The organism is Salmonella sp. 32082101201600294FB01SM01, from assembly GCF_017572865.1.
GTDB classification, from domain to species: Bacteria; Pseudomonadota; Gammaproteobacteria; order Enterobacterales; family Enterobacteriaceae; genus Salmonella; species Salmonella enterica.
Genome location: NZ_JAGESB010000003.1, coordinates 411830 through 433860, shown reverse-complemented (window position 1 = coordinate 433860; position 22031 = coordinate 411830). Strand labels below are relative to the sequence as shown.

The window sequence follows — 22031 nt, the reverse complement described above, 5'->3', positions numbered from 1 at the left end:
CTAAACTGCATTACACATTCGATTTTACTGGAGGCATAATGGCCACGCTGAACGTCCGTCTGGATGACAAACTCAAAAATGAGGCTTATGCCGTGCTGGAAAAACTGAACATTACTCCAACGGAAGCCGTGCGATTACTGTTCCAGTACGTCGCGGAAACGGGGCGCATGCCAGTGAAAACTGTCACTCTTAGCGACAATGAAGATGCACTGATTCAGACAGTTCGGGAGAGGCTGTCTAGTCCGCAAAAGGGAATCAAGGTTAGTCTGGATGACTTATGAACTGGAATTCGACCCGAGGGCCTTAAAAGAGTGGCATAAGCTGGGCGATACGGTGAAGGCTCAGCTTAAGAAAAAGTTGGCTGATGTGCTATTGAACCCCAGAATCGACTCTGTCCGTTTAAACGGTCTTCCTGACTGCTATAAAATTAAGCTTAAATCGTCCGGTTATCGTCTGGTGTACCAGGTTCGGGATGACGTTGTGATTGTGTTTGTTGTCGCGGTCGGCAAGCGAGAACATTCAGCCGTCTATCACGATGCAAACAAACGGCTTTAGCGATCAACGCAAATGATGCACTACCTGGTTGCTGCTACCGCGCCAGATAAGCGCCGGGTCTTTCAGATCCTGCACAAATTTGCCATCGACCAGCACGTTGATGAGATCGACCACCTGCATCTGCGCGGCGTTGAGTTCATCGAGCTTGTAGCCGGTCCACACCCAGATATCTTTCCCCGGGCACTCCGCGTGGATACGTTGTACCAGTGTCAGAATATCCGGTACGTTTTGCGGATGCAGCGGATCGCCGCCCGACAGCGAGATCCCCTGACGGTGAATGCGCGTGTCGTTCAGATCGGCAATGATCTTATCTTCCATCTCTTTGGTAAACGGCTGGCCGGAGTTCAGCCGCCAGGTGCTTTTGTTATAGCAGCCAGGGCATTCATGCACGCACCCTGACACAAACAGGGTGCAGCGGGTGCCGGGGCCGTTAACGATGTCTACGGGGTAGTATTGGTGAAAGTTCATGTTTCCTCGTTGCATTTGGCGCTGTAGCGGCGTTGGCCGTTCTCACTTACCCAGGTCACTTACTTATGTAAGCTCCCTGGGATTCGTTCGTTTGCCGCCTTGCTACAACACCAACTGCTTAGAGGAAACTCATGAAATTGGAACTATAGCCAGCGGTTGTAGGCCGGATAAGGTGTTTACACCGCCATCCGGCATTTACGCATTGCAAACGGAGAATTAACCTATCTGCCCATTGCCTAAATGCTTCACGCGGCGCTTCACTTCTTCCTGCTTGCCGGCGTTAAACGGGCGCGCGTCCGGGCTGCCTAAATAACCGCACACGCGGCGGGTGACCGAGACGCGGGCGGCGTCGTGGTTGCCGCATTTCGGGCAGGTGAAACCTTTACTGGTACATTCGAACTCGCCGGTAAAGCCGCACTCGTAGCATTCATCGATCGGCGTGTTGGTGCCGTAATACGGTACATGCTGATAGCTGTAATCCCAGACATCTTCCAGCGCCTTCAGGTTGTGCTGAATGTTCGGGTATTCGCCGTAGCAAATGAAACCCCCGTTCGCCAGCGGCGGATACGGTGCTTCGAAATCGATTTTGTCGTACGGGTTGACCTTCTTCTCCACGTCGAGGTGGAAGCTGTTGGTGTAGTAACCTTTATCGGTTACGCCCGGCACCACGCCGAACTCGGCGGTATCCAGACGGCAGAAGCGGTCACAGAGGTTTTCACTTGGCGTGCTGTACAGACTAAAGCCGTAGCCGGTCTCTTCTTTCCACTGATCCACGGCCTGACGCAGACGTTCCACAATGGCGATACCTTTGGCGCGCAGCTGCTCGCTGTCGTACAGGTGCTCGCCGCCGAACAGCGCGTTAATGGTTTCATGGATACCAATGTAGCCCAGAGAGATGGACGCACGACCATTTTTAAAGATTTCAGACACGTCGTCGTCCGCTTTCAGCCGCACGCCGCAGGCGCCTTCCATATACAGGATAGGCGCGACACGGGCTTTCACGCCTTCAAGGCGGGCGATACGGGTCATCAGCGCCTTCCGCGCCAGCGCCAGACGTTCATCCAGCAGTTTCCAGAATGCGGTTTCGTCGCCTTTTGCTTCCAGCGCGATGCGCGGCAGGTTAAGGCTAATCACGCCCAGGTTGTTACGCCCGTCGTGGATCTGCTCGCCGTTTTCGTTCTCCCACACGCCGAGGAAGCTGCGGCAGCCCATTGGCGTTTTGAACGAACCGGTGACTTTGACCACCTGATCGTAGTTGAGGATGTCCGGATACATGCGCTTGCTCGCGCACTCCAGCGCCAGTTGTTTAATGTCGTAGTTCGGATCGCCAAACTTGTGGTTCAAACCGTCGCGGATAGCGAAGACCAGTTTCGGGAACACGGCGGTTTTGCGATTTTTACCCAGACCGGCGATACGGTTACGTAAAATAGACGCCTGGATCAGACGCGACTCCCAACTGGTGCCGAGGCCAAAACCAAAGGTCACGAAAGGCGTCTGGCCGTTAGCGGTGTGCAGCGTGTTAACTTCGTACTCCAGCGACTGGAAGGCGTCGTAGCACTCTTTTTCGGTGCGAGAACGCGCATATCCTTCGGCATCCGGGATCTGCCACTCATCGGCGGTTTTGCGGTGCTTGTTATAGCTTTCGGTGACAAACGGTGCCAACACTTCATCAATCCGGTTAATGGTGGTGCCGCCATAAATATGGCTGGCGACCTGAGCGATAATCTGCGCGGTAACGGCAGTGGCGGTAGAGATAGATTTTGGCGGTTCGATCTCGGCGTTACCCATCTTAAAGCCCTGGGTCAACATGCCTTTCAGGTCGATCAGCATACAGTTGAACATCGGGAAGAACGGCGAGTAGTCGAGATCGTGATAGTGGATATCGCCGCGCTCATGCGCTTGTACTACGTCACGCGGCAACAGGTGCTGGCGGGCATAGTGTTTGGCGACAATCCCGGCCAGCAAATCGCGCTGGGTGGGAATGACTTTACTGTCTTTGTTGGCGTTTTCATTGAGCAACGCGGAGTTAGTTTGCTCTACCAGGCCGCGAATTTCCTGGTTCAGACGACCACGCTTTTCACGCTGAATGTCGCGATCGTGACGGTATTCGATGTAGGCGCGGGCAAGCTGTTTGTACGGGCCGGACATCAGTTGGTTTTCAACCGCAGTTTGGATCTCGTTAATATCCACCTGACTGCGCGCGTTCATTTGGCTGCTAACGACTTCTGCGACGGTGGCACAGTAATCTGCGTCATCGACTCCCGCTGCTTTAGCTGCACGTAGAATGGCTTCCTTAATGCGCTCTGATTTGAATGGCACTTTACAGCCATCTCGTTTCATCACATGCGGTGTCATGATCACTCCATATTTGTAAGAACAGGTTATCCACAGAGGCCGGGGAAGCCATAACAGGTTTATTCATCTCTTTTCCAATGACTTCCCGCAATCCTGACCCAGGTTATCCACAATTCACCTTGTGTCGAGTGAACGGGTGTTGTAGCAATTGTAGTCAATTAATACAACATATTGGGGCGGCGTGCATTTTAAAGTCTATATGTAGTGATTTGCATCAAGGATGTTTGCAATTTTATTGATGTAGAACAAGGTAAAAATCAGAGCGTACAGATGGCGGGCGCTGTAGCGTTTGTAAAAGATAGCAAGAAAAATCTGATTAATTATTCAACAAAAACAGACAGTAACCAGGAGCAACGCCACAGCCCGTGTCAATAGGCCTGTGGCGTTTATCCGTATAAGGACGTCGCGTTAGCGTTGTAACCACCAGATGGCTTCAAATGGGCGGAGCGTCATCGCCGCTGGCTGGCTGGCGACCTCGCCATAATTGTGCAGTAGCGCCTGCCACTGTCCTTTGATATGCGGCGGATGCCACTCCTGACACTGGTCGCTCAGATTGGCGACGACCAGCAGGGTTTGCCCCTGCCACTGGCGGCGATAACCCCATACTGATGGGCTATCCGGGAGGAGATCCTGATAATCGCCCCAGATCAGTACAGGCTGGGTTTTACGTAGCGCAATCAGCTTTTGATAGGTGTAAAACACCGAGTTTTCATCGCGTAATGCCGCCTCGACGTTAACCTCCGTATAGTTATCGCACAGGCTTATCCACGGCTCGCCCTGGGTGAAACCGGCGTTTTTACCGTTGTCCCACTGCATCGGCGTGCGGCTGTTGTCGCGGGATTTACTGGCCAGGATAGCCAGTAGTTCGTCGGGGTCGCGTCCGGCGGCGCGTAGCGCGGCAAACATATTATGACTTTCCACGTCGCGATAATCGGTGATGCGGGTAAAGTGTGGGTTGGTCATGCCGATTTCTTCGCCCTGATAGATATAAGGCGTCCCTTGCATACCGTGCAGCGCCATCGCCAGCATTTTCGCGGCTGGAACCCGGTATTCACCCTCGTCGCCAAAGCGGGAAACGATGCGCGGCTGATCGTGATTACACCAGAATAACGCGTTCCAGGCGACGTTATGCATCCCCTGTTGCCAGTGGCGGAACAACGCTTTCAGCGCCACATAATCAGGTTTTGCCAGCGTCCACTTTTCGCCATTCGGGTAATCCACCTTCAGATGATGAAAATTGAAGGTCATCGAGAGTTCGTCGCCGCTAAGCGCGGCATATTGCTGGCAGTTTTCCAGCGTGGTAGAGGACATTTCGCCTACCGTCATCAGATTACGCGGCGTAAAAACGTCACGGTTCATTTCGCGTAAAAACGTATGCGCGCGCGGTCCGTCGGTATAAAAGCGGCGTCCGTCGCCCGTCGGATCGTCAGGAAAATCCTGATCTTTGGCGATCAGGTTCACCACGTCCAGACGCAGGCCATCCACGCCGCGATCGGCCCAGAATTCGCAGACCTTTTTCAGCTCGGCGCGCACGGCGGGATTTTCCCAGTTCAGGTCGGCCTGTTCAGGCGCGAAAAGGTGTAAATAATATTGTTCGCTCTGGCTATGCCAGCGCCAGGCGCTGCCGCCAAATTTGGATTGCCAGTTATTCGGGCAGACCTCCGGCGTGCCATCGCGCCAGATATAAAACTGACGGTATGGACTCTCTTTGTTCAGCGCTTCGCGAAACCAGGCGTGCTGGGTAGAAGTATGGTTAAACACCATATCCAGGATGATACGAATACCGCGTGCTTTCGCCTGCGCGACCAGCTCGTCAAAATCATCCAGCGTGCCGTAGGTCGGGTCGATGGCCGTATAATTTGCGACGTCATAACCGTTATCCACCTGCGGCGAGATATAAAACGGCGTGAGCCAGATGGCATCTACGCCGAGTCGCTGTAGATAGTCAAGGTGCTGCGTGACGCCGCGTAAATCGCCGGTGCCGCTGCCGGTCGTGTCCTGAAAACTTTTCGGGTAGATCTGATAGATAACGCCGTTTTGCCACCAGAGGGGAATAGTCATTGTTGTTTCCTGCAAGTGCGTTGGGACGCAACTGCGCCCCGAAGAAGTATTAGACAATTTGTAATGTGCCCTGACGATGCTTACGCTGATAGATAAAGGTGGTCAGAATCACCGGGATAACGATCGCGATAACCATCGCCATGCCGTACACCTGCCAGTAGCGCGGCGGTATAGACAGGATGCCCGGCAGGCCGCCCACGCCGATACCGTTGGCGATGACGCCGTTCAGACCGCAGAGCAGTCCCGCCAGACCAGAGCCGATCATCGCGCACAGCATCGGAAAACGATACTTCAGGTTGATACCGTACATCGCCGGTTCGGTTACCCCAAGGTAAGCGGAAATGGCGGCAGGAACGGAGATCTCGCGTTCATTGTGTTTACGGCTGGAGATGATGATGCCCACCACGGCGGAGGCCTGCGCGATATTCGACAGCGCAATCAGCGGCCAGACTGGCGTACCGCCCATGCTCTGGATCATCTGCATATCGATAGCGAGCGTTGTCTGGTGGACGCCGGTAATGACCAACGGGGCATACAGGAAGCCGAACAGCGCCGCGCCTATCGGGGCGAAACTGCCGGTCATCAGATAACGTACCGCAAAGGCCACGCCGTCGCCGATCATACGACCAAAGGGGCCGATAAAGGTGTGGGCGAGAAAGACGGCCAGTATTAACGAACACACCGGGACGACGACCAGGTAGAGATAATCCGGCACGATGCGTTTCAACCGCGTTTCAATAAACCCAAGCGCCAGCCCTGCCAGTAGCGCCGGGATAACCTGCGCCTGGTAGCCCACTTTCTCAATGCTAAATAAGCCGAAGTTCCAGACGTCCGGCGTTTGCTGGCCCAGCAGATACGCATTCATCAACTGCGGCGACACCAGCGTCACGCCGAGCACGATACCAAGAATCGGCGTGCCGCCCATTTTTTTCACCGCCGACCAGCAGATCCCCACCGGCAGATAGAAAAAGATCGCTTCGCCGATCAACCATAAAAAATCATAAAGCGTTTTTAGCGCCGGATGCATCTGCGCCAGCGTTTGGCCGTTGCTCATCGGCACATCGCCGATCACGTTACGAAAGCCTAAGATCAAACCACCGCTGATCAACGCCGGTAGTAGCGGAAAGAAGATCTCCGCGAAGTGGGAAATTAACTGCTCATGCCACTTCATGTTCTGGCGAGCGGCTTTTTTTGCCTGCTCTTTATCAGCATACGCTTTGCCGGTGGTCTCCAGCAGCGCGTTATAGTAATCGCCGACGTCGGTGCCGATCACCACCTGAAACTGTCCGGCGTTGGTGAAACAGCCTTTAACCATCGGTAATTGTTCGATCTCTTTTGGTCTGGCGCTCGCGGGCTGGTGGAGTACAAAGCGCAGGCGAGTAATGCAGTGGCTCACCGTGGCGATGTTGTCGCGCCCGCCGACCAGGTCAACCAGCCGGTCGATATCGGCTTGTTTTACTTTGCTCATCGTAAAGCCTCATGGCAGAGGAGGTATGTTATGGGTTGGCGCAAGAGTATCTCTTCAACGTTGGTTTAAAAATGGGAACGTTCCCGAAACGCAGCGACGATCACAAATTACTCGTGGTATTCCGTTTAATCAGTCACTCAGGCGAGGGTAGAAGGAATGACGATCCGGCGCGGATCGCAGCGGCCATTGATCTGTTCGATCAGCTGCGAAGCCGCCTGCCGTCCGGCTTCAGCATAGCCAGGATCAACAGTGACGATCTCCGGGTGCAGGAATTTTATCAGCGGCGTGTTCCCGACGCTTGCCAGTTGCAGCGTCTCAATACGTTGCTCCTGTAAATACTTACTGGCGCCCAACGCCAGCGTATCGGTGGCGCAGACTAACGCGGTGGTATCCGGCATGATGACGCTTGCCGTATGCTCATAGCCCTGCTTCATGGCAAGACCGGGCAGGGCGGCGACGGGATGAAGTTTATGTTTTTTGCAAAACGCCAGGTATGCGTCATGCCGACGTTTGCCGGTGGTAATATCGCTATGGGGAACGCCCAGAAAGCTAATGTTGCGGTGTCCCTGCTCATACAGCCGCTGCATAAGGATATGAATTGCGCCCTCGTCGTCGTAACAGACGGAGGCAAAACCTTGCGCATCTCTTGCCAGCAGCACCAGTGAGGCTTTCCAGGGGGCGATCAACTCTTCTGTGATGCCGGTAAAGCCAAACAGCACCACGCCATCAATGTTACGTCGTCTGAGCATGCCCAGATGTTCCATTACCAGCGTCGGCGAGAACTGACTTTCCATCATAATAGGGTCGTAGCCCTGTTCATAAAACGCAGGCAGCATGGTTTGAACCGCGAGGTTTTCAGACAACGAATCAAGGCGAGTGACGATAATAGCGACCACTTTATCGCTTTGTCCCCGCATCGCACGGGCGGAGCGGGACGGAAAGAAACCGTGTTGATTCATCACCGCTTCGACACGCTCGCGGGTACGTTCGCTTACGCCGCTTTCATTGTTAAGCACGCGGGAAACGGTTGATTTCCCTACGCCGCTCAGGCGGGCGATGTCTTTGATAGTGAGCCGGTTTTGCATCCTGTTTTCCCGTGGCGTGACGCTGATGGTGATAAAAAGAGTAACTTTACTCAAGCGAAGGGCAATGGGCAAAGTCTGGTTTATCGTTGGTTTAATTACGTAACGGTATGATACCGCCATAATTGCCACAAAACTTATGGATTTATGCGTATAATCCACGGCGCAAATCGTTTACTTACCGGAGGCGACATGGACCCTGAACCCACCCCTCTCCCGCGATGGAGAATTTTCCTTTTCCGGTAAGACTGCCTCTGCTGTCTTACCGGTGTGTAAGACAGTGACACAATAACGTCCCTGTTTTTATTTAAACATTGCTCATCGGGCAAGGCTTTGCCGCGCCTGAAGAATTTTCTGCGCCTGACTTCGGCGCGGAGGGATTACCTATGCTAAAAACCATTACCCGCCAGCTTTTTGCCCGGCTTAATCGTCATTTGCCTTATCGTCTGGTTCACCGCGATCCGCTGCCCGGCGCGCAGACCGCGGTAAATGCGACTATCCCGCCTTCGCTGAGCGAACGCTGTCTGAAAGTCGCGGCAATGGAGCAGGAGACTCTCTGGCGCGTTTTTGATACGCACCCGGAGGGATTAAACGCCGCCGAGGTAACGCGCGCGCGTGAAAAGCATGGCGAAAACCGCCTTCCGGCACAGAAACCCTCGCCGTGGTGGGTGCATCTGTGGGTATGTTATCGCAATCCTTTCAACATCTTACTCACGATTCTTGGCGGCATTTCTTATGCCACGGAGGATCTGTTTGCCGCAGGCGTTATCGCCCTGATGGTCGGTATCTCAACGCTGCTGAATTTTGTGCAGGAAGCGCGCTCGACGAAAGCAGCGGACGCGCTAAAAGCGATGGTGAGTAATACCGCTACCGTACTGCGGGTTATTAATGAAAATGGCGAAAACGCCTGGCTGGAATTACCCATCGATCAACTGGTGCCCGGCGATATTATTAAGCTGGCGGCGGGGGATATGATCCCGGCGGATTTACGGATTATCCAGGCGCGCGATCTGTTTGTCGCCCAGGCGTCGCTGACCGGCGAATCTCTGCCGGTCGAGAAAGTCGCCGCGACGCGTGAGCCCCGGCAAAATAACCCGCTTGAGTGCGACACGCTGTGCTTTATGGGGACGAACGTCGTGAGCGGAACGGCGCAGGCCGTGGTGATGGCGACCGGCGCCGACACCTGGTTTGGTCAATTGGCGGGGCGCGTGTCGGAACAAGATAACGAGCAGAACGCTTTCCAGAAAGGAATTAGCCGCGTCAGCATGTTGCTGATCCGCTTTATGCTGGTCATGGCGCCGGTAGTACTGATTATTAATGGTTACACGAAAGGTGACTGGTGGGAAGCGGCGTTATTTGCGCTTTCGGTCGCGGTAGGGCTCACCCCGGAAATGTTGCCGATGATCGTCACCTCCACCCTCGCGCGCGGGGCGGTGAAGCTCTCGAAACAGAAAGTTATCGTGAAGCACCTTGATGCGATTCAGAACTTCGGCGCGATGGATATTCTGTGCACCGATAAAACCGGCACTCTGACGCAGGATAAAATTGTGCTGGAGAATCATACGGATATTTCTGGTAAGCCCAGCGAGCATGTACTGCATTGCGCCTGGCTGAACAGCCATTATCAGACCGGTCTAAAAAACTTACTGGATACGGCGGTCCTGGAGGGAGTAGACGAAACCGCCGCGCGTCAGCTCTCCGGACGCTGGCAGAAAATCGATGAGATTCCGTTTGATTTTGAGCGTCGCCGGATGTCGGTGGTGGTGGCCGAAGATTCGAGCGTGCATCAACTGGTCTGCAAAGGCGCGTTACAGGAGATCCTGAACGTGTGTACTCAGGTGCGCCACAACGGCGATATTGTGCCGCTGGACGACAATATGCTGCGCCGGGTGAAACGTGTTACCGACACGCTGAACTGTCAGGGGCTACGCGTGGTCGCCGTCGCGACCAAATACCTGCCTGCGCGTGAGGGCGATTACCAGCGTATCGATGAATCTGACCTGATCCTGGAAGGGTATATTGCTTTTCTCGATCCGCCGAAAGAGACCACCGCGCCGGCGCTGAAAGCGCTGAAGGCGAGCGGAATTACGGTGAAAATTCTCACCGGCGACAGCGAGCTGGTAGCGGCGAAAGTTTGCCATGAAGTTGGGCTGGATGCGGGCGATGTCGTTATTGGCAGTGATATTGAAGGGTTAAGCGACGACGCGCTGGCGGCGCTGGCCACCCGTACGACGTTGTTTGCGCGTCTGACGCCGATGCATAAAGAGCGCATCGTCACTTTGCTCAAACGCGAGGGGCATGTGGTCGGTTTTATGGGCGACGGGATTAACGATGCCCCGGCGTTGCGGGCGGCGGATATTGGTATCTCGGTAGATGGCGCGGTGGACATCGCCCGTGAAGCCGCCGATATTATTCTGCTGGAAAAGAGCCTGATGGTGCTGGAAGAAGGCGTCATTGAAGGTCGTCGTACTTTTTCTAATATGTTGAAATATATCAAGATGACGGCCAGCTCAAATTTCGGTAACGTGTTTAGCGTACTGGTGGCGAGCGCCTTTTTGCCGTTCTTGCCAATGCTGCCGCTGCACTTGCTGATTCAAAACCTGCTGTACGATGTATCCCAGGTGGCGATTCCGTTTGATAATGTCGATGAAGAACAAATTCAAAAGCCGCAGCGCTGGAATCCGGCGGATTTGGGGCGCTTTATGGTCTTTTTCGGTCCGATCAGCTCGATTTTCGACATTTTGACCTTTTGTCTGATGTGGTGGGTATTTCATGCGAATACGCCAGAAACGCAAACTTTGTTCCAGTCCGGCTGGTTTGTGGTGGGATTACTGTCGCAAACGCTGATTGTGCATATGATCCGTACCCGCCGTCTGCCGTTTATTCAAAGTCGCGCCGCCTGGCCGCTGATGGCGATGACGTTGTTGGTGATGGTCGTGGGAGTTTCGTTGCCGTTTTCGCCCCTGGCGTCTTACCTGCAGTTGCAGGCGCTGCCGTTAAGCTATTTCCCGTGGCTGATTGCCATTCTGGCGGGCTATATGACGTTAACCCAGTTGGTGAAAGGGTTTTACAGCCGACGTTATGGCTGGCAGTAAACACTTTCGTCGGGGATTCGCCAGCGTGCTTAATCCCCGATATCGCTAGCCAAACCAGATGCCCGTAAAGCTCGACAAGTTTAACGCGATCGGCTTTATCTTTAAATTTCAGGGCTTATTCAAGCAGCTGTAGAATGCTATATGCAGGCATAAAAAAGAGGAATGTCCAGCTAAGTTTGTAAAATGTGTTCTCTGCCCCCAATCCGGAACGAGAGGAGGAGATATCCCACCGCCGGATATGTTTTGCGGATATGCGACGAAAGCGGCGAATATAGCTAACGCAATAAACTAAGTAAGGAGGAATCGCTAAGGCGCCAGTGGGTTTAGGAAACATAAGGGTAAGCAATATGGCTGCGACAATGAAGCATAAAAAGACTATCTTCGCGGTAGATTCTATCTGTTTTAATTCCTGGCGTACGCTTTCAGCATGCTTCTCCTGCCAGCGACGGAGCGTGCTGTTGCTAAATCCATATTCTTCGCACAACGCCTTATTCGGTACGCCGTTTTTCGACTGTTGCAGAAAATCGGCGATTTGTTCCTCGGTAAAACGCGATCTTACCATTGCCGCCTCTCCATGGCTGTTGGTGCCCCGAACCGGGCAAACTTGCGCCGCCCGGCGGGGATGACGTCCGGCGCTTAGCGACGAACAGCGATCGCTTCAATCTCAATTTTCACGTCTTTCGGCAGACGGGCAACTTCCACGCAGGAACGCGCCGGGAAGGTGGCGTTGTGCTCGGTGAAGAAGGCTTCGTAGGTGGCGTTGACGGTCGCGAAATCGTTCAGGTCTTTCACGAATACGGTCGTTTTCACAATGTCGCCTACTTTTAGGCCAGCGGCTTCCACGATAGCTTTAACGTTTTCCAGCGACTGACGTGCCTGAGCGGATACGTCTTCCGCTACGGCGCCGGTTTTCGGATCGACCGGGATCTGACCGGAAGTGATTACCATGCTACCCAGGTCAACGCCCTGTACGTATGGGCCGATTGCTGCTGGTGCATTTTCCGTCGCAATAGTTTTGCTCATGATTTCTCCTGAATTACAGCGGTAATAGAATGTCCCCGCTCATTATAGGGAGCCGGGATCTCATAACCAACCCAAATTAGTTGGCCAGCACCACATAATGCGAAAACTCTTTTTCACAGTATTTGCATTTGAGGGCGATATCATTGGCGCGTTTTTTCACTGCAAAGCTGGAGGATACCGGTTCCGCGTGGCTGATGCAGTTGCTGTTCGGGCAAACCAGCACATTATTAATACGCTCTGGCAGGCTGGGGCGTGATTTCCCGACTACGTCGTAGTTGTCGATGCGGTTAACGGTGGCCTGCGGCGCGTACAGAGCAAGTTGGTTAACCTGCTCATCGGTGAGGAAGGTGTTTTCTATTTTGATTAAGTCTTTACGCCCCATCTCGCCAGACGGGAGATTCAGACCGATAGTGATTCGCTGATCGGTCTCGGTCAATTTAAACAGACTCAGCAGTTTAAAGCCTACCTGCGCAGGGATATGGTCAATCACGGTGCCGCATTTAATGGCTTCAACCTGCAGTTTGTTATCGTGTGTCATCGCTTTTCTCCCTTACAGACTCAGTTCGCTATTCAGTACCAACGCCAGTAACGCCTGGCGAGCGAAAATACCGTTGCCCGCCTGTTGGAAGTACCAGGCGTGTGGCGTTTTATCCACATCCGTGGTGATTTCATCAATGCGCGGCAGCGGGTGCAGCACTTTCATATTTTCACGCGCGCCGTTCAGGTCGCTGGCGCGCAGAACAAACTGCGCCTTCACATTGGCGTACTCCGACGGGTCGAGACGCTCTTTCTGTACGCGAGTCATATAGAGGATGTCGACGTCGGCCATGACCTCTTCAATAGACCCATGCAGGCTCCAGGCCATTCCTTTTTCATCCAGCATATCCAGAATGTACTGCGGCATCGCCAGCGCGTCCGGCGCGATAAAATAAAAACGGTTGCCGCTAAATTTCGCCAGCGCCTGGGTTAGCGAATGCACGGTGCGGCCATATTTCAGATCGCCGACCATCGCGATATGCAGGTTATCCAGACGGCCCTGTGTTTCCTGGATGGTGAACAGATCCAACAGGGTCTGCGTCGGATGCTGGTTCGAACCGTCGCCCGCATTGAGCACCGGCACATGACCGGAAAACTCCGTCGCCAGACGTGCCGCGCCTTCTTGCGGATGGCGCATCACAATCGCGTCCACGTAAGTGCTAATCACTGAGATCGTGTCGGCTAACGTTTCTCCTTTTTTCCCCAGCGACGTGTTGGCGCTGTCGGAGAAGCCCACTACGCTGGCGCCCAGGCGATGCATTGAAGTTTCAAACGACAGGCGGGTACGCGTGGAGGCTTCGAAAAAGCAGCTGGCGATCACTTTATGTTTCAATAGCTCCGGCTGCGGGTTGGCTTTTAATTTCGCCGCCGTCGCCAGTACCAGATTAAGATCGTCGCGGCTGAGGTCGTTTATGGAAATGATATGTTTTTGATATAGCGGGTTAGCCATGTTTATCTCCTGACGCCTGGGCAAAAAAAAGCCCCTCAATTGAGGGGCTTGGTATTGGTTTTCAACGGAAAGAAAAACGGCAGGCCTGCGTCCTTTTTCAGACGCGGTAAGACAGAATGTCGTACACACTGAACCATGCTTCCTCCCGGCAAATTGTCCGCGATTATACTCAGCTCTGTTTGGGGATCAAGCAATTAATGCATGATTTACTCATCGCAAACGGTTCTTATGAATTTAAATTCATTTTAAGCAAATAATTAATTTGTTTGTGTACCAGCGCCGTGCGCTGAACGACCCGTGGTGCGACCCAGACAATACTGCTACCGGCAACGACGCCGAGAATTTCCGGCAATGCGTGGTAATCCAGAATTCTCGCGACGGCGCGACCATAACCTGCCGCCGTATGGATAAGGATAAATTCGCTATTATGTTCAACGCTGACGACCATTTCGGCTATTGAACGTCCGGCATCCGGCGAAGGTCGCCGCTGGGGATTTACGGAATAAATCTTTTGTCCCTTCGTGTTTCTGATTTTTATTGCGCCCAGCAGCTTGAGCAGGCGCGAAACCGTAGACTGACTGATACCTTCAAATCCCTCATTTTGTAAATCGCGGCGAATCTCCTCCTGGGACAGGTAACTTTTTTCACTAATCAGGCGCTGACAAACCGCCAGTTGCTGTTGTTCTTTGGCGGAGTAATCATCGTATTCCTTCATAAATGCACCTTATCTTTATTATTAATATCAACGGACTGGCGAAATTCATCACATTTGTCACATCGATTGCGGATCAATCGGGCGGTTTTGCAGGAAAATGAGAAGCCGATCAAAAAAGGTGACGGCGTGCCTGATGGCGCTGTGCTTATCAGTCCTGTCGGATAAGACGCGTCGCCATCTGGCTCGTTACATCATCGCTCCGATGCTCAGTACCGCCATATTCAGCAATGTCAGGATCAGCAACAGCGGCGCGACCCATTTCAGATAGCGGACATAGGGAACCCGCGCGATTGCCAGACCGCCCATGACCACGGCGGAGGTGGGAGTAACCAGGTTCACAATCCCGGAGGCCGACTGGTAGGCGGTTACGACCAAATCCCGCTGTACGTGGGCAAAATCCGCTAACGGCGCCATAATGGGCATCGTCAATACGGCAAGACCGGAAGAGGAGGGCACCAGGAAGGAAAGCAATACTTCCAGCCAGTAGGTTACGTTTATGAAAATGGTGGTAGAGAGGCCGGAAACCAGACTTTCCGCGCTGTGCAAAATGGTGTGGGTAATCATACCGTTATCCATGACCACCACAATGCCGCGCGCGATACCAATAATTAGCGCCACGCCGAGCAAATCCCGCGCGCCGTCGATAAAGGTACTGGTGAACGCTTCCTCGCCCATCCGCGTTATCACGCCAACGATAATCGCCGCCGCCAGAAAAACGCCGGAGATTTCCGCCATCCACCAGCCGAGAACCGCCACGCCGTAAATCATCACCGCGAAAGAGGCGGTGAAGATCAGCAGCACCCATTTCCGGGTAGCCGTAAACTCCAGCAGTGTATTGGCGCGATTGCCGAGGAAATGGGCGCGATTTTCCTCCATTTTATCCGCCACGACAGAAAGCTCAGGATGGGCGCGGACTTTGCGCGCATAGCGCATTACCCAAAACACGCACAGTACGTAGCCGACAATTAACAGCAGTACGCGCATCAGCATTCCCTGAGTAAAAGGGATGCCGGCGGCGTTGGCGGCAATGACCGTGGCGAAAGGGTTAATGGTCGAACCGAGCGTGCCTATCCCCGCGCCGAGTAGTACGGTTGCCGCCGCCACTAACGGATCGAAGCGGGCCGCCATCATAACCGGCACCAGCAGCGTGTAGAAGGGCAACGACTCCTCCGCCATGCCATAGATAGTGCCGCCTGCGGCGAACAGCGCCATCAGAATGGGGATCATCCACTCATCTTTGCCGTTGAGTTTGACTGTTACCCGTTCAATACCGGCATCAATCGCCCCCGTTTTATTCACCACCCCCAGAAAGCCGCCGATAATCAAGACAAACAGCGCGACGTCAATGGCGCCGGCGGTGTAGGTTTCGTGGTTATAGAGGCCGTCAATCGGCGCCAGTAAAACAGCGGTAATCCCTTGCGGATGCGCGTCCACGGGGGCATACGTTCCCGCCACCGGCACCTCTTTTCCCAGCGTGGCGTTCATCGCCATTTGGTATTTTCCCGCCGGCACAATCCAGGTCATCACCGCGACCAGGGCAATAAGAATAAACAGGATGGTATAAGCGGTGGGAAATTTAAATTTACCCATGATGTTCTCTCCTGATATCACGGATATGCGCCGCGAGGGCGCATATCCTGTGGGATTAGTCGCCGAGCGTCGCCACCATGACCGCTTTGATGGTGTGCATCCGGTTTTCCGCTTCATCGAAGACTATCGAGCCTGCGGACTCGAACACCTCTTCCGTGACCTCCAGTCCTTTCAGGCCGTAAGCCATTTCGATTTCGCGTCCCACTTTGGTGTGCTCGTTATGGAAGGCGGGCAGGCAGTGCATAAACTTCACATCAGGATTACCGGTAGCGTTTACCACCTGCTGGTTGACCTGATATGGCGTCATCAGACTGACGCGCTCCGCCCAGGCTTCTTTGGGTTCTCCCATCGAGACCCAGACGTCGGTATAGAGGAAATCCACACCGTGAACGCCGTCTTCAACGCTCTCCGTTAAGGTGATACGAGCGCCGGTAACGCTGGCGATTTCCCGGCACTGCGCGACCAGCGCGGCATCAGGCCAGAAGGACTTTGGCGCTATCAGGCGGATATCCATGCCCATCTTCGCCGCGCCCACCATCAGCGAGTTGCCCATGTTGTTGCGCGCGTCGCCCAGGTAGGCGAAGCTCAGTTCCGGCAGCGTTTTACCCGGCGCGTGTTCCAGCATGGTCATCAGATCGGCCAGGATCTGTGTGGGGTGAAATTCATCGGTCAGGCCGTTCCAGACGGGAACGCCCGCGTATTCCCCCAGCTCTTCCACAATGTGTTGACCAAAACCGCGATATTCGATGCCGTCATACATCCGCCCCAGGACGCGAGCAGTATCTTTCATGGACTCTTTATGGCCGATCTGCGAGCCGCTTGGGCCGAGATAAGTCACCTGCGCGCCCTGGTCGAAAGCGGCGACTTCAAACGCGCATCGGGTGCGGGTAGAGGTTTTTTCAAAAATCAGCGCGATGTTTTTGCCGATCAGCGTTTGCTTTTCGCATCCGGCTTTTTTTGCGGCTTTCAGCTCAATAGCCAGATCGATGAGGTGTTGGATTTCCGCCGGGGTGTAGTCAAGCAGCTTCAAAAAGTTACGATTTTTCAGTGAAATAACCATTACAATATCCTTGTTAAAATGAATTGCCTGATGGCGCTGCGCTTATCCGGCCCACGGTTATGCGCGCGCTGTAGGCCGGATAAGGCGGAAGCCGCCATCCGGTAAAAAGCCTTATGCGTCAACGTCGGCGGTTTCACACCGAATCAAAGTACCTTTCTCGCCCGCGAGAATGGCTTGCCCATCCGCCAGCGAGCCGATTCCGGCAATGCCGCGGCAATGGCTGACAAACTCAGCGCAGGCGGTCACTTTCGGGCCCATCGAACCGGCGTCGAACTGCATTTCACGAAGCAGCTCCGGCGTAACCTGCGCCAGCGGGCGTTGGGTGGGCTTGCCCCAGTCGAGATACACCGCGTCGGCATCGGTCAGAATGAGCAGCGCGTCGGCGTGAATTTGGCTGGCAAGCAGGGCGGCGGACAGATCTTTGTCGATCACCGCCTCGATACCGTGGTAGCCATCGGCTTTTTCCACGACCGGCACACCGCCGCCGCCGTTACAGATAACCAGGTGATCGCGGCTAATCAGCGCGCGGATGGCATCGTTTTCCACAATGCGTTTCGGCTGCGGGGAGGGCACAACGCGGCGGAAGGCGTTACCGTCGGCTTTGAATACCCAGCCCTTTTCTGCCTGTAACGCACGGGCCTGCGCTTCGTCGTAAATCGGTCCGATATATTTGGTTGGATTGAGGAATGCCGGGTCGTTGGCATCGACTTCGACCTGGGTGAGCAGGACGCTGATTTCACGCTCCGGCAGATGATTCTTCAGCGCCTGTTGCAGCATGTAGCCAATCATGCCCTGGCTTTCCGCACCGAGAATATCAAGCGGGTAGGGCGTAACGTTAGCGTAGGCGCTATTTTGTAGCGCCAGCAGTCCTACCTGTGGGCCGTTGCCATGCACTAACACCACGCGCCATTGCCGGGTAAGCTGGGCGATGGTTCTGGCCGCCAGTTCGATATTTTTACGCTGAATATCAGCCTCCAGCGGTTCGCCGCGTTTGAGCAGCGCATTGCCGCCCAGCGCGACGACCAGTGTGCGTTTGTTTTCCATAACGTCTCCTTTAAATACCATCGCGTTCCAGTGGACAGCTCATGCAGCGTGCGCCCCCGCGCCCGCGACCCAGTTCATCGCCGGGAATGGGAAGGACGGTAATGCCGGCTTTGTCGTATTTTTCGTTGGTCCAGATGTTGCGCTCATAGCCCACCACCACGCCGGGACGCAGGGTGAGCACGTTATTGGCGTCATTCCACTGTTCGCGCTCAGCTTCAAATGCGTCGCCGCCAGTGGTGATTAAGCGCACCTGATCGATGCCAAGCGCTTTTTCAAGAGCATGAACCAGCGTGCTCTCCTGGGTTCGTTTCAGACCGCCGCGTCCGTCTGGCGTCAGCGTCCAGCACTGAACGTCCGGGCGAACGACTTCCGGATAGACGGAGAAGGTGTCGATATCAATGTGGGTCATGACGGTGTCAAGGTGCATACAGGAGCGATGTTTTGGCAGTTCAACGGCAATGACGCGTTCCGCCTGACGATGTTTAAACAATGCCTGCGCCAGGAACTCGACGCCCTGCGGCGTAGTACGTTCAGACATACCGATCAACACCGCGCCGCGGCCAATCACCAGCACATCGCCGCCCTCTAAAGTGGCGTGGTCGTAATTAATGTCCTCGTCGCCGAAATATTTAATGAAATCACCGTCTGCGAATTGAGGATGCCAGCGATAAATAGCACGTAAATTATTCGTTTCACGTTGGCGTGCAGGTTTCGCCATGGGGTTAATTGAGACGCCGTTATATATCCAGCAGGACGTGTCACGGGTAAATAGGTGATTCGGTAATGGCTTCATAATAAAGTCATTAATATCGTGAGTATCGACCACCATATTTTTTATGGAGGCGGGGATTTCGCCGTAAGTTAAACCGCCGCTTAAATGGCGAGCCAGTTCACGGTGCGGCATATCCGCCAACCAGGCGCGAATATCTGCGGCAAAGGTGGGCCCAAGGCGATAATCGGAAATTTGCGTGTCCAGTAGCCAGGCTTTAGCGTCAGCCACATCCAGCGTTTGGGTGAGCAGGTCGGTTAACAGCAACACTTCTATCCCTTGCTGGCGCAGCGTGTTGGCAAAAATGTCATGCTCTTCGCCAGCGCGCTCTACGGATAATACATCGTCAAAAAGTAATTCCTGACAATTTGAAGGGGTAAGTCTTTTTAGGCTGAGATTGGGCCGATGCAACATTACACTGCGTAATTGACCGATTTCAGAACCGACAAAATGCTTTTCCATCATTATACCTTTTACATAATTTCAAGAATAAAGAAGGAGTGGCTGCAAATATTTAGCGTGCTTGCAGTCGCGGCGTTTCAGTTAAATTCGGGAGCAATGATTGAATTTTATTGGGGTTGTTAATGTGATGAGATTCACATCAATCAAGGAGTGCTATTTTTCTTATTTAATATATGAGCCGGGTCAGAGAAATTCAAAAAACAATAAGGCATTAAATGAATTACTACGCAGCTATATGGTTTGTTATTTTTTTATTGTTAATTATTTGTTTGTTGTATTGAATGATATTTAAATCTTAACTAATTGAAAACAAAGTGATTATTTTTAAGAGTTGCATAACTATGCGTGAGGGGGATTTTATTATCGGGGATATTTAAATAATTTAAAAATAACTATGGATATAGAAGTCATTTATGCAGGGAGAGCGAATTGTGATCGCTAAAACGTTTTTATGTTAACGCCTTTAATATCAAAGGGTTGTTAGTGATGGCGATTTGGCGCCGCTGGGGTTTATGCATAGGTACTGCATAAAGTTGGGCGAACTATTAACAATATATAAACACCGCTGGCGATAAACATGCGCTGGCGCAAAATCGATGAGAGTAAGGGTAGTATGGCAGCCATTTTTCTCGTATAAAGAGAAAAAATAAAATGCTGTTTTAACTAAGGGGATGCGATGATTATTGGCAATATTGAACATCTGGAGGCCTGGCTGCCGACGGCGTTACGGCAGGCGATTGAGCACGTCAATGCGCATGTCACGGCAACGACCGCGCCAGGTAAGTATGACATTGACGGCGACAGGCTGTTTTATATGATTTCTGAAAATATGACGGAGCCGGGCGAATCGCGCAGCGCAGAGTATCACGCCCGTTATCTTGATATTCAGATTGTGCTACAAGGTCAGGAAGGGATGGCATTCAGTACCCGGCCTGCAGGAACGCCGCACACGGACTGGCTGACGGATAAAGACATTGCATTTTTACCGACGAGCGTCGACGAGAAAACCGTCGTCCTGAACGAAGGCGACTTTGTGGTGTTTTATCCCGGCGAAGTGCATAAGCCCCTGTGCGCGGTGGGAGAACCGGCGCGGGTACGTAAAGCGGTGGTGAAAATGCTGATGGCGTAATATTTTGTCCGGATGGCGGCGCCTGCACGTTGCGATTTTGTAGGCCAACCGCCATCCGGCATCATAACGACATTATTTAGACAGCGTCGCTACCATTACTGCTTTGATGGTATGCATTCGGTTTTCCGCTTCATCAAAGACAATGCTGGCCGCAGACTCAAAAACCTCGTCGGTCACTTCCATCCCGCCATGTAAACCGTACTCTTCGGCCATTTTTTTGCCGAGCGTGGTTTCGTCATCATGGAACGCAGGCAGACAATGCAGGAACTTAACCTGCGGATTGCCGGTTAACGCCATCATCTGGCTGTTGACCTGATAATCACGCAGCAGGGCAATACGCTCCGCCCATTTCTCTTTGGGTTCGCCCATAGAGACCCAAACATCGGTATAGATAAAATCCGCGCCTTTTACGCCCGAGGCGATATCTTCGGTCAGGGTGATGGCGCCACCGTTCTTTTTCGCCATGGCGCTGCACTCCGCCACTAACGCGGCTTGCGGCCAGCAGGCTTTTGGCGCGACCAGACGGAGATCCAATCCTGTTAACGCGGCGGCTTCCAGCATGGAGTTACCCATGTTATTACGCGCGTCTCCGGCATAGACCAACGTCATCTCGTTAAAGGCTTTACCCGGCAGATGTTCCTGCATGGTGAGCAGATCCGCCAGTAATTGCGTTGGGTGATACTCATCGGTTAAACCGTTCCATACCGGCACACCGGAATATTCAGCCAGCGTTTCGACGATCTCCTGGCCATATCCTCGATACTGAATACCGTCAAACATCCGGCCCAGGACGCGGGCAGTATCTTTGATGGACTCTTTATGGCCGATCTGGCTCCCGCTGGAGCCCAGGTACGTCACGCGCGCCCCCTGATCGTATGCGGCAACTTCGAAAGAGCATCGTGTCCGGGTCGAGTCTTTTTCGAAGATGAGCGCAATATTTTTACCCACCAGCTTTTGTTCTTCTTTACCGTTTTTCTTATCGGCTTTCAGTTTGGCGGCAAGCTGCAACAGAGCAGTGAGTTCACTGGCGGTGAAATCAAGTAACTTTAAAAAAGGTTTTTGGTAAAACGTAGACATACTTCCCTCACATGGCTTAGGCCTCTAATTGAATTAAAATTCACTTTATATGGATGATTATTCATTTGCAACCCTGTTTGATAAAACTTTTCTCGATAAGGTGGAGGCAACGTCGGCGGTATGTGACAATAAGAGTATCGGCAGGACATCTATGAGGAACGAGCTATGGCAAACCCGGAATTACTGGAAGAGCAGCGTGAAGAAACGCGGTTAATTATTGAAGAGTTACTTGAGGACGGCAGCGATCCGGATGCGCTGTACACTATCGAGCATCACCTTTCCGCTGACGATTTCGAAACGTTGGAAAAAGCCGCGGTAGAAGCCTTTAAACTCGGCTATGAAGTGACGGAGCCGGAAGAGCTGGAAGTGGAAGAGGGCGATACGGTTATTTGTTGCGACATTCTCAGCGAGTGCGCGTTGAACGCCGAACTCATCGACGCTCAGGTTGAGCAACTGATGAACCTGGCGGAAAAATATGATGTTGAATACGACGGCTGGGGAACCTATTTTGAAGACCCTAATGGCGAAGAGGGTGATGACGACGATTATGTCGATGAAGATGACGACGGCGTGCGTCACTAAAGCTGTATAG

22 protein-coding genes are annotated in these 22031 nt (G+C 53.2%); 6 read left to right on the top strand and 16 right to left on the bottom strand.

The features are described 5' to 3' along the window. The first annotated feature begins 38 nt into the window (after window positions 1-38). Together J4645_RS15295 and J4645_RS15290 are read left to right on the top strand one after the other, a co-directional pair. On the top strand, window positions 39-281 hold the full coding sequence (locus tag J4645_RS15295; protein WP_000212722.1) for a type II toxin-antitoxin system RelB/DinJ family antitoxin: 243 nt from the start codon (window positions 39-41) through the stop codon (window positions 279-281). Next, a complete protein-coding gene (locus J4645_RS15290) occupies window positions 271-555 on the top strand; it encodes a type II toxin-antitoxin system RelE/ParE family toxin (RefSeq protein WP_023215156.1) in 285 nt (94 codons plus the stop codon). The genes J4645_RS15295 and J4645_RS15290 overlap by 11 nt, the downstream gene beginning before the upstream one ends. 3 nt (window positions 556-558) lie before the next feature. Here the strand turns inward: J4645_RS15290 and nrdG are convergent, their stop codons facing one another. The 5 genes from nrdG to treR all read right to left on the bottom strand — a co-directional run bounded on the left by nrdG (window position 559) and on the right by treR (window position 7992). Then, window positions 559-1023 carry an anaerobic ribonucleoside-triphosphate reductase-activating protein gene (gene nrdG, locus J4645_RS15285; RefSeq protein ID WP_001009178.1) on the bottom strand — a complete coding sequence of 155 codons (465 nt, stop codon included), beginning with the start codon at window positions 1021-1023 and terminating at the stop codon, window positions 559-561. Window positions 1024-1239: 216 nt separating this feature from the next. Continuing rightward, on the bottom strand, window positions 1240-3378 hold the full coding sequence (nrdD, locus tag J4645_RS15280) for an anaerobic ribonucleoside-triphosphate reductase (RefSeq protein WP_000187821.1): 2139 nt from the start codon (window positions 3376-3378) through the stop codon (window positions 1240-1242). A 408-nt stretch (window positions 3379-3786) separates the two neighbouring features. Beyond that, complete coding sequence (gene treC / locus J4645_RS15275; RefSeq protein WP_023215157.1) at window positions 3787-5439, bottom strand: alpha,alpha-phosphotrehalase; 1653 nt, start codon at window positions 5437-5439, stop codon at window positions 3787-3789. Window positions 5440-5488: 49 nt separating this feature from the next. Next, on the bottom strand, window positions 5489-6907 hold the full coding sequence (gene treB / locus J4645_RS15270; protein ID WP_001631984.1) for a PTS trehalose transporter subunit IIBC: 1419 nt from the start codon (window positions 6905-6907) through the stop codon (window positions 5489-5491). Between the two features lie 137 nt (window positions 6908-7044). Beyond that, the gene (gene treR / locus J4645_RS15265) at window positions 7045-7992 is read right to left on the bottom strand and encodes a trehalose operon repressor TreR (RefSeq protein WP_001181294.1); all 948 of its coding nucleotides are present in this window, start codon (window positions 7990-7992) and stop codon (window positions 7045-7047) included. Between the two features lie 383 nt (window positions 7993-8375). On the opposite strand from treR, the gene mgtA reads away from it, so the two are divergent. After that, a complete protein-coding gene (gene mgtA / locus J4645_RS15255) occupies window positions 8376-11084 on the top strand; it encodes a magnesium-translocating P-type ATPase (RefSeq protein WP_060634052.1) in 2709 nt (902 codons plus the stop codon). Window positions 11085-11199: 115 nt separating this feature from the next. Here the strand turns inward: mgtA and J4645_RS15250 are convergent, their stop codons facing one another. The 5 genes from J4645_RS15250 to pyrL all read right to left on the bottom strand — a co-directional run bounded on the left by J4645_RS15250 (window position 11200) and on the right by pyrL (window position 13730). Beyond that, window positions 11200-11646 carry a transposase gene (locus J4645_RS15250; protein WP_000252557.1) on the bottom strand — a complete coding sequence of 149 codons (447 nt, stop codon included), beginning with the start codon at window positions 11644-11646 and terminating at the stop codon, window positions 11200-11202. Window positions 11647-11720: 74 nt separating this feature from the next. After that, a complete protein-coding gene (ridA, locus tag J4645_RS15245; protein WP_000047544.1) occupies window positions 11721-12107 on the bottom strand; it encodes a 2-iminobutanoate/2-iminopropanoate deaminase in 387 nt (128 codons plus the stop codon). Between the two features lie 76 nt (window positions 12108-12183). After that, window positions 12184-12645: an aspartate carbamoyltransferase regulatory subunit gene (gene pyrI, locus J4645_RS15240; RefSeq protein ID WP_000148567.1), complete on the bottom strand. Its 462-nt coding sequence runs from the start codon at window positions 12643-12645 to the stop codon at window positions 12184-12186. A 12-nt stretch (window positions 12646-12657) separates the two neighbouring features. Further along, window positions 12658-13593, bottom strand: coding sequence for an aspartate carbamoyltransferase (pyrB, locus tag J4645_RS15235; RefSeq protein WP_000013034.1), 936 nt, complete (start codon window positions 13591-13593; stop codon window positions 12658-12660). Between the two features lie 35 nt (window positions 13594-13628). Further along, complete coding sequence (gene pyrL / locus J4645_RS15230; RefSeq protein ID WP_000249504.1) at window positions 13629-13730, bottom strand: pyr operon leader peptide; 102 nt, start codon at window positions 13728-13730, stop codon at window positions 13629-13631. On the opposite strand from pyrL, the gene J4645_RS15225 reads away from it, so the two are divergent. Then, window positions 13710-13850: a hypothetical protein gene (locus J4645_RS15225; RefSeq protein WP_077905461.1), complete on the top strand. Its 141-nt coding sequence runs from the start codon at window positions 13710-13712 to the stop codon at window positions 13848-13850. The two genes, pyrL and J4645_RS15225, sit on opposite strands and share 21 nt — an antisense overlap. On the opposite strand, the gene J4645_RS15220 is transcribed toward J4645_RS15225, so the two are convergent. From J4645_RS15220 to arcA, 5 genes are all read right to left on the bottom strand, one after another. After that, window positions 13820-14308: an arginine repressor gene (locus J4645_RS15220; protein ID WP_000666051.1), complete on the bottom strand. Its 489-nt coding sequence runs from the start codon at window positions 14306-14308 to the stop codon at window positions 13820-13822. The genes J4645_RS15225 and J4645_RS15220 overlap by 31 nt on opposite strands. Window positions 14309-14494: 186 nt before the next feature. Continuing rightward, window positions 14495-15898, bottom strand: coding sequence for a YfcC family protein (locus tag J4645_RS15215; RefSeq protein ID WP_023214687.1), 1404 nt, complete (start codon window positions 15896-15898; stop codon window positions 14495-14497). 55 nt (window positions 15899-15953) lie between these two features. Beyond that, the gene (argF, locus tag J4645_RS15210; protein WP_000237031.1) at window positions 15954-16958 is read right to left on the bottom strand and encodes an ornithine carbamoyltransferase; all 1005 of its coding nucleotides are present in this window, start codon (window positions 16956-16958) and stop codon (window positions 15954-15956) included. A gap of 111 nt (window positions 16959-17069) precedes the next feature. Beyond that, complete coding sequence (gene arcC, locus J4645_RS15205; protein WP_000428751.1) at window positions 17070-18002, bottom strand: carbamate kinase; 933 nt, start codon at window positions 18000-18002, stop codon at window positions 17070-17072. 10 nt (window positions 18003-18012) lie between these two features. Continuing rightward, window positions 18013-19233 carry an arginine deiminase gene (gene arcA / locus J4645_RS15200; protein WP_000410838.1) on the bottom strand — a complete coding sequence of 407 codons (1221 nt, stop codon included), beginning with the start codon at window positions 19231-19233 and terminating at the stop codon, window positions 18013-18015. A gap of 676 nt (window positions 19234-19909) precedes the next feature. Between arcA and J4645_RS15195 the strand changes: the two genes are divergently transcribed. Beyond that, a complete protein-coding gene (locus J4645_RS15195) occupies window positions 19910-20362 on the top strand; it encodes a YhcH/YjgK/YiaL family protein (RefSeq protein ID WP_000583457.1) in 453 nt (150 codons plus the stop codon). A gap of 72 nt (window positions 20363-20434) precedes the next feature. Here J4645_RS15195 and argF (J4645_RS15190) read toward each other — a convergent pair whose 3' ends face one another. Then, window positions 20435-21439, bottom strand: coding sequence for an ornithine carbamoyltransferase (gene argF, locus J4645_RS15190; protein WP_000103041.1), 1005 nt, complete (start codon window positions 21437-21439; stop codon window positions 20435-20437). Between the two features lie 165 nt (window positions 21440-21604). Here argF (J4645_RS15190) and rraB point away from each other — a divergent pair, with 165 nt between their 5' ends. Then, the gene (gene rraB / locus J4645_RS15185; RefSeq protein WP_000002940.1) at window positions 21605-22021 is read left to right on the top strand and encodes a ribonuclease E inhibitor RraB; all 417 of its coding nucleotides are present in this window, start codon (window positions 21605-21607) and stop codon (window positions 22019-22021) included. The last annotated feature ends 10 nt before the right edge of the window (window positions 22022-22031 follow it).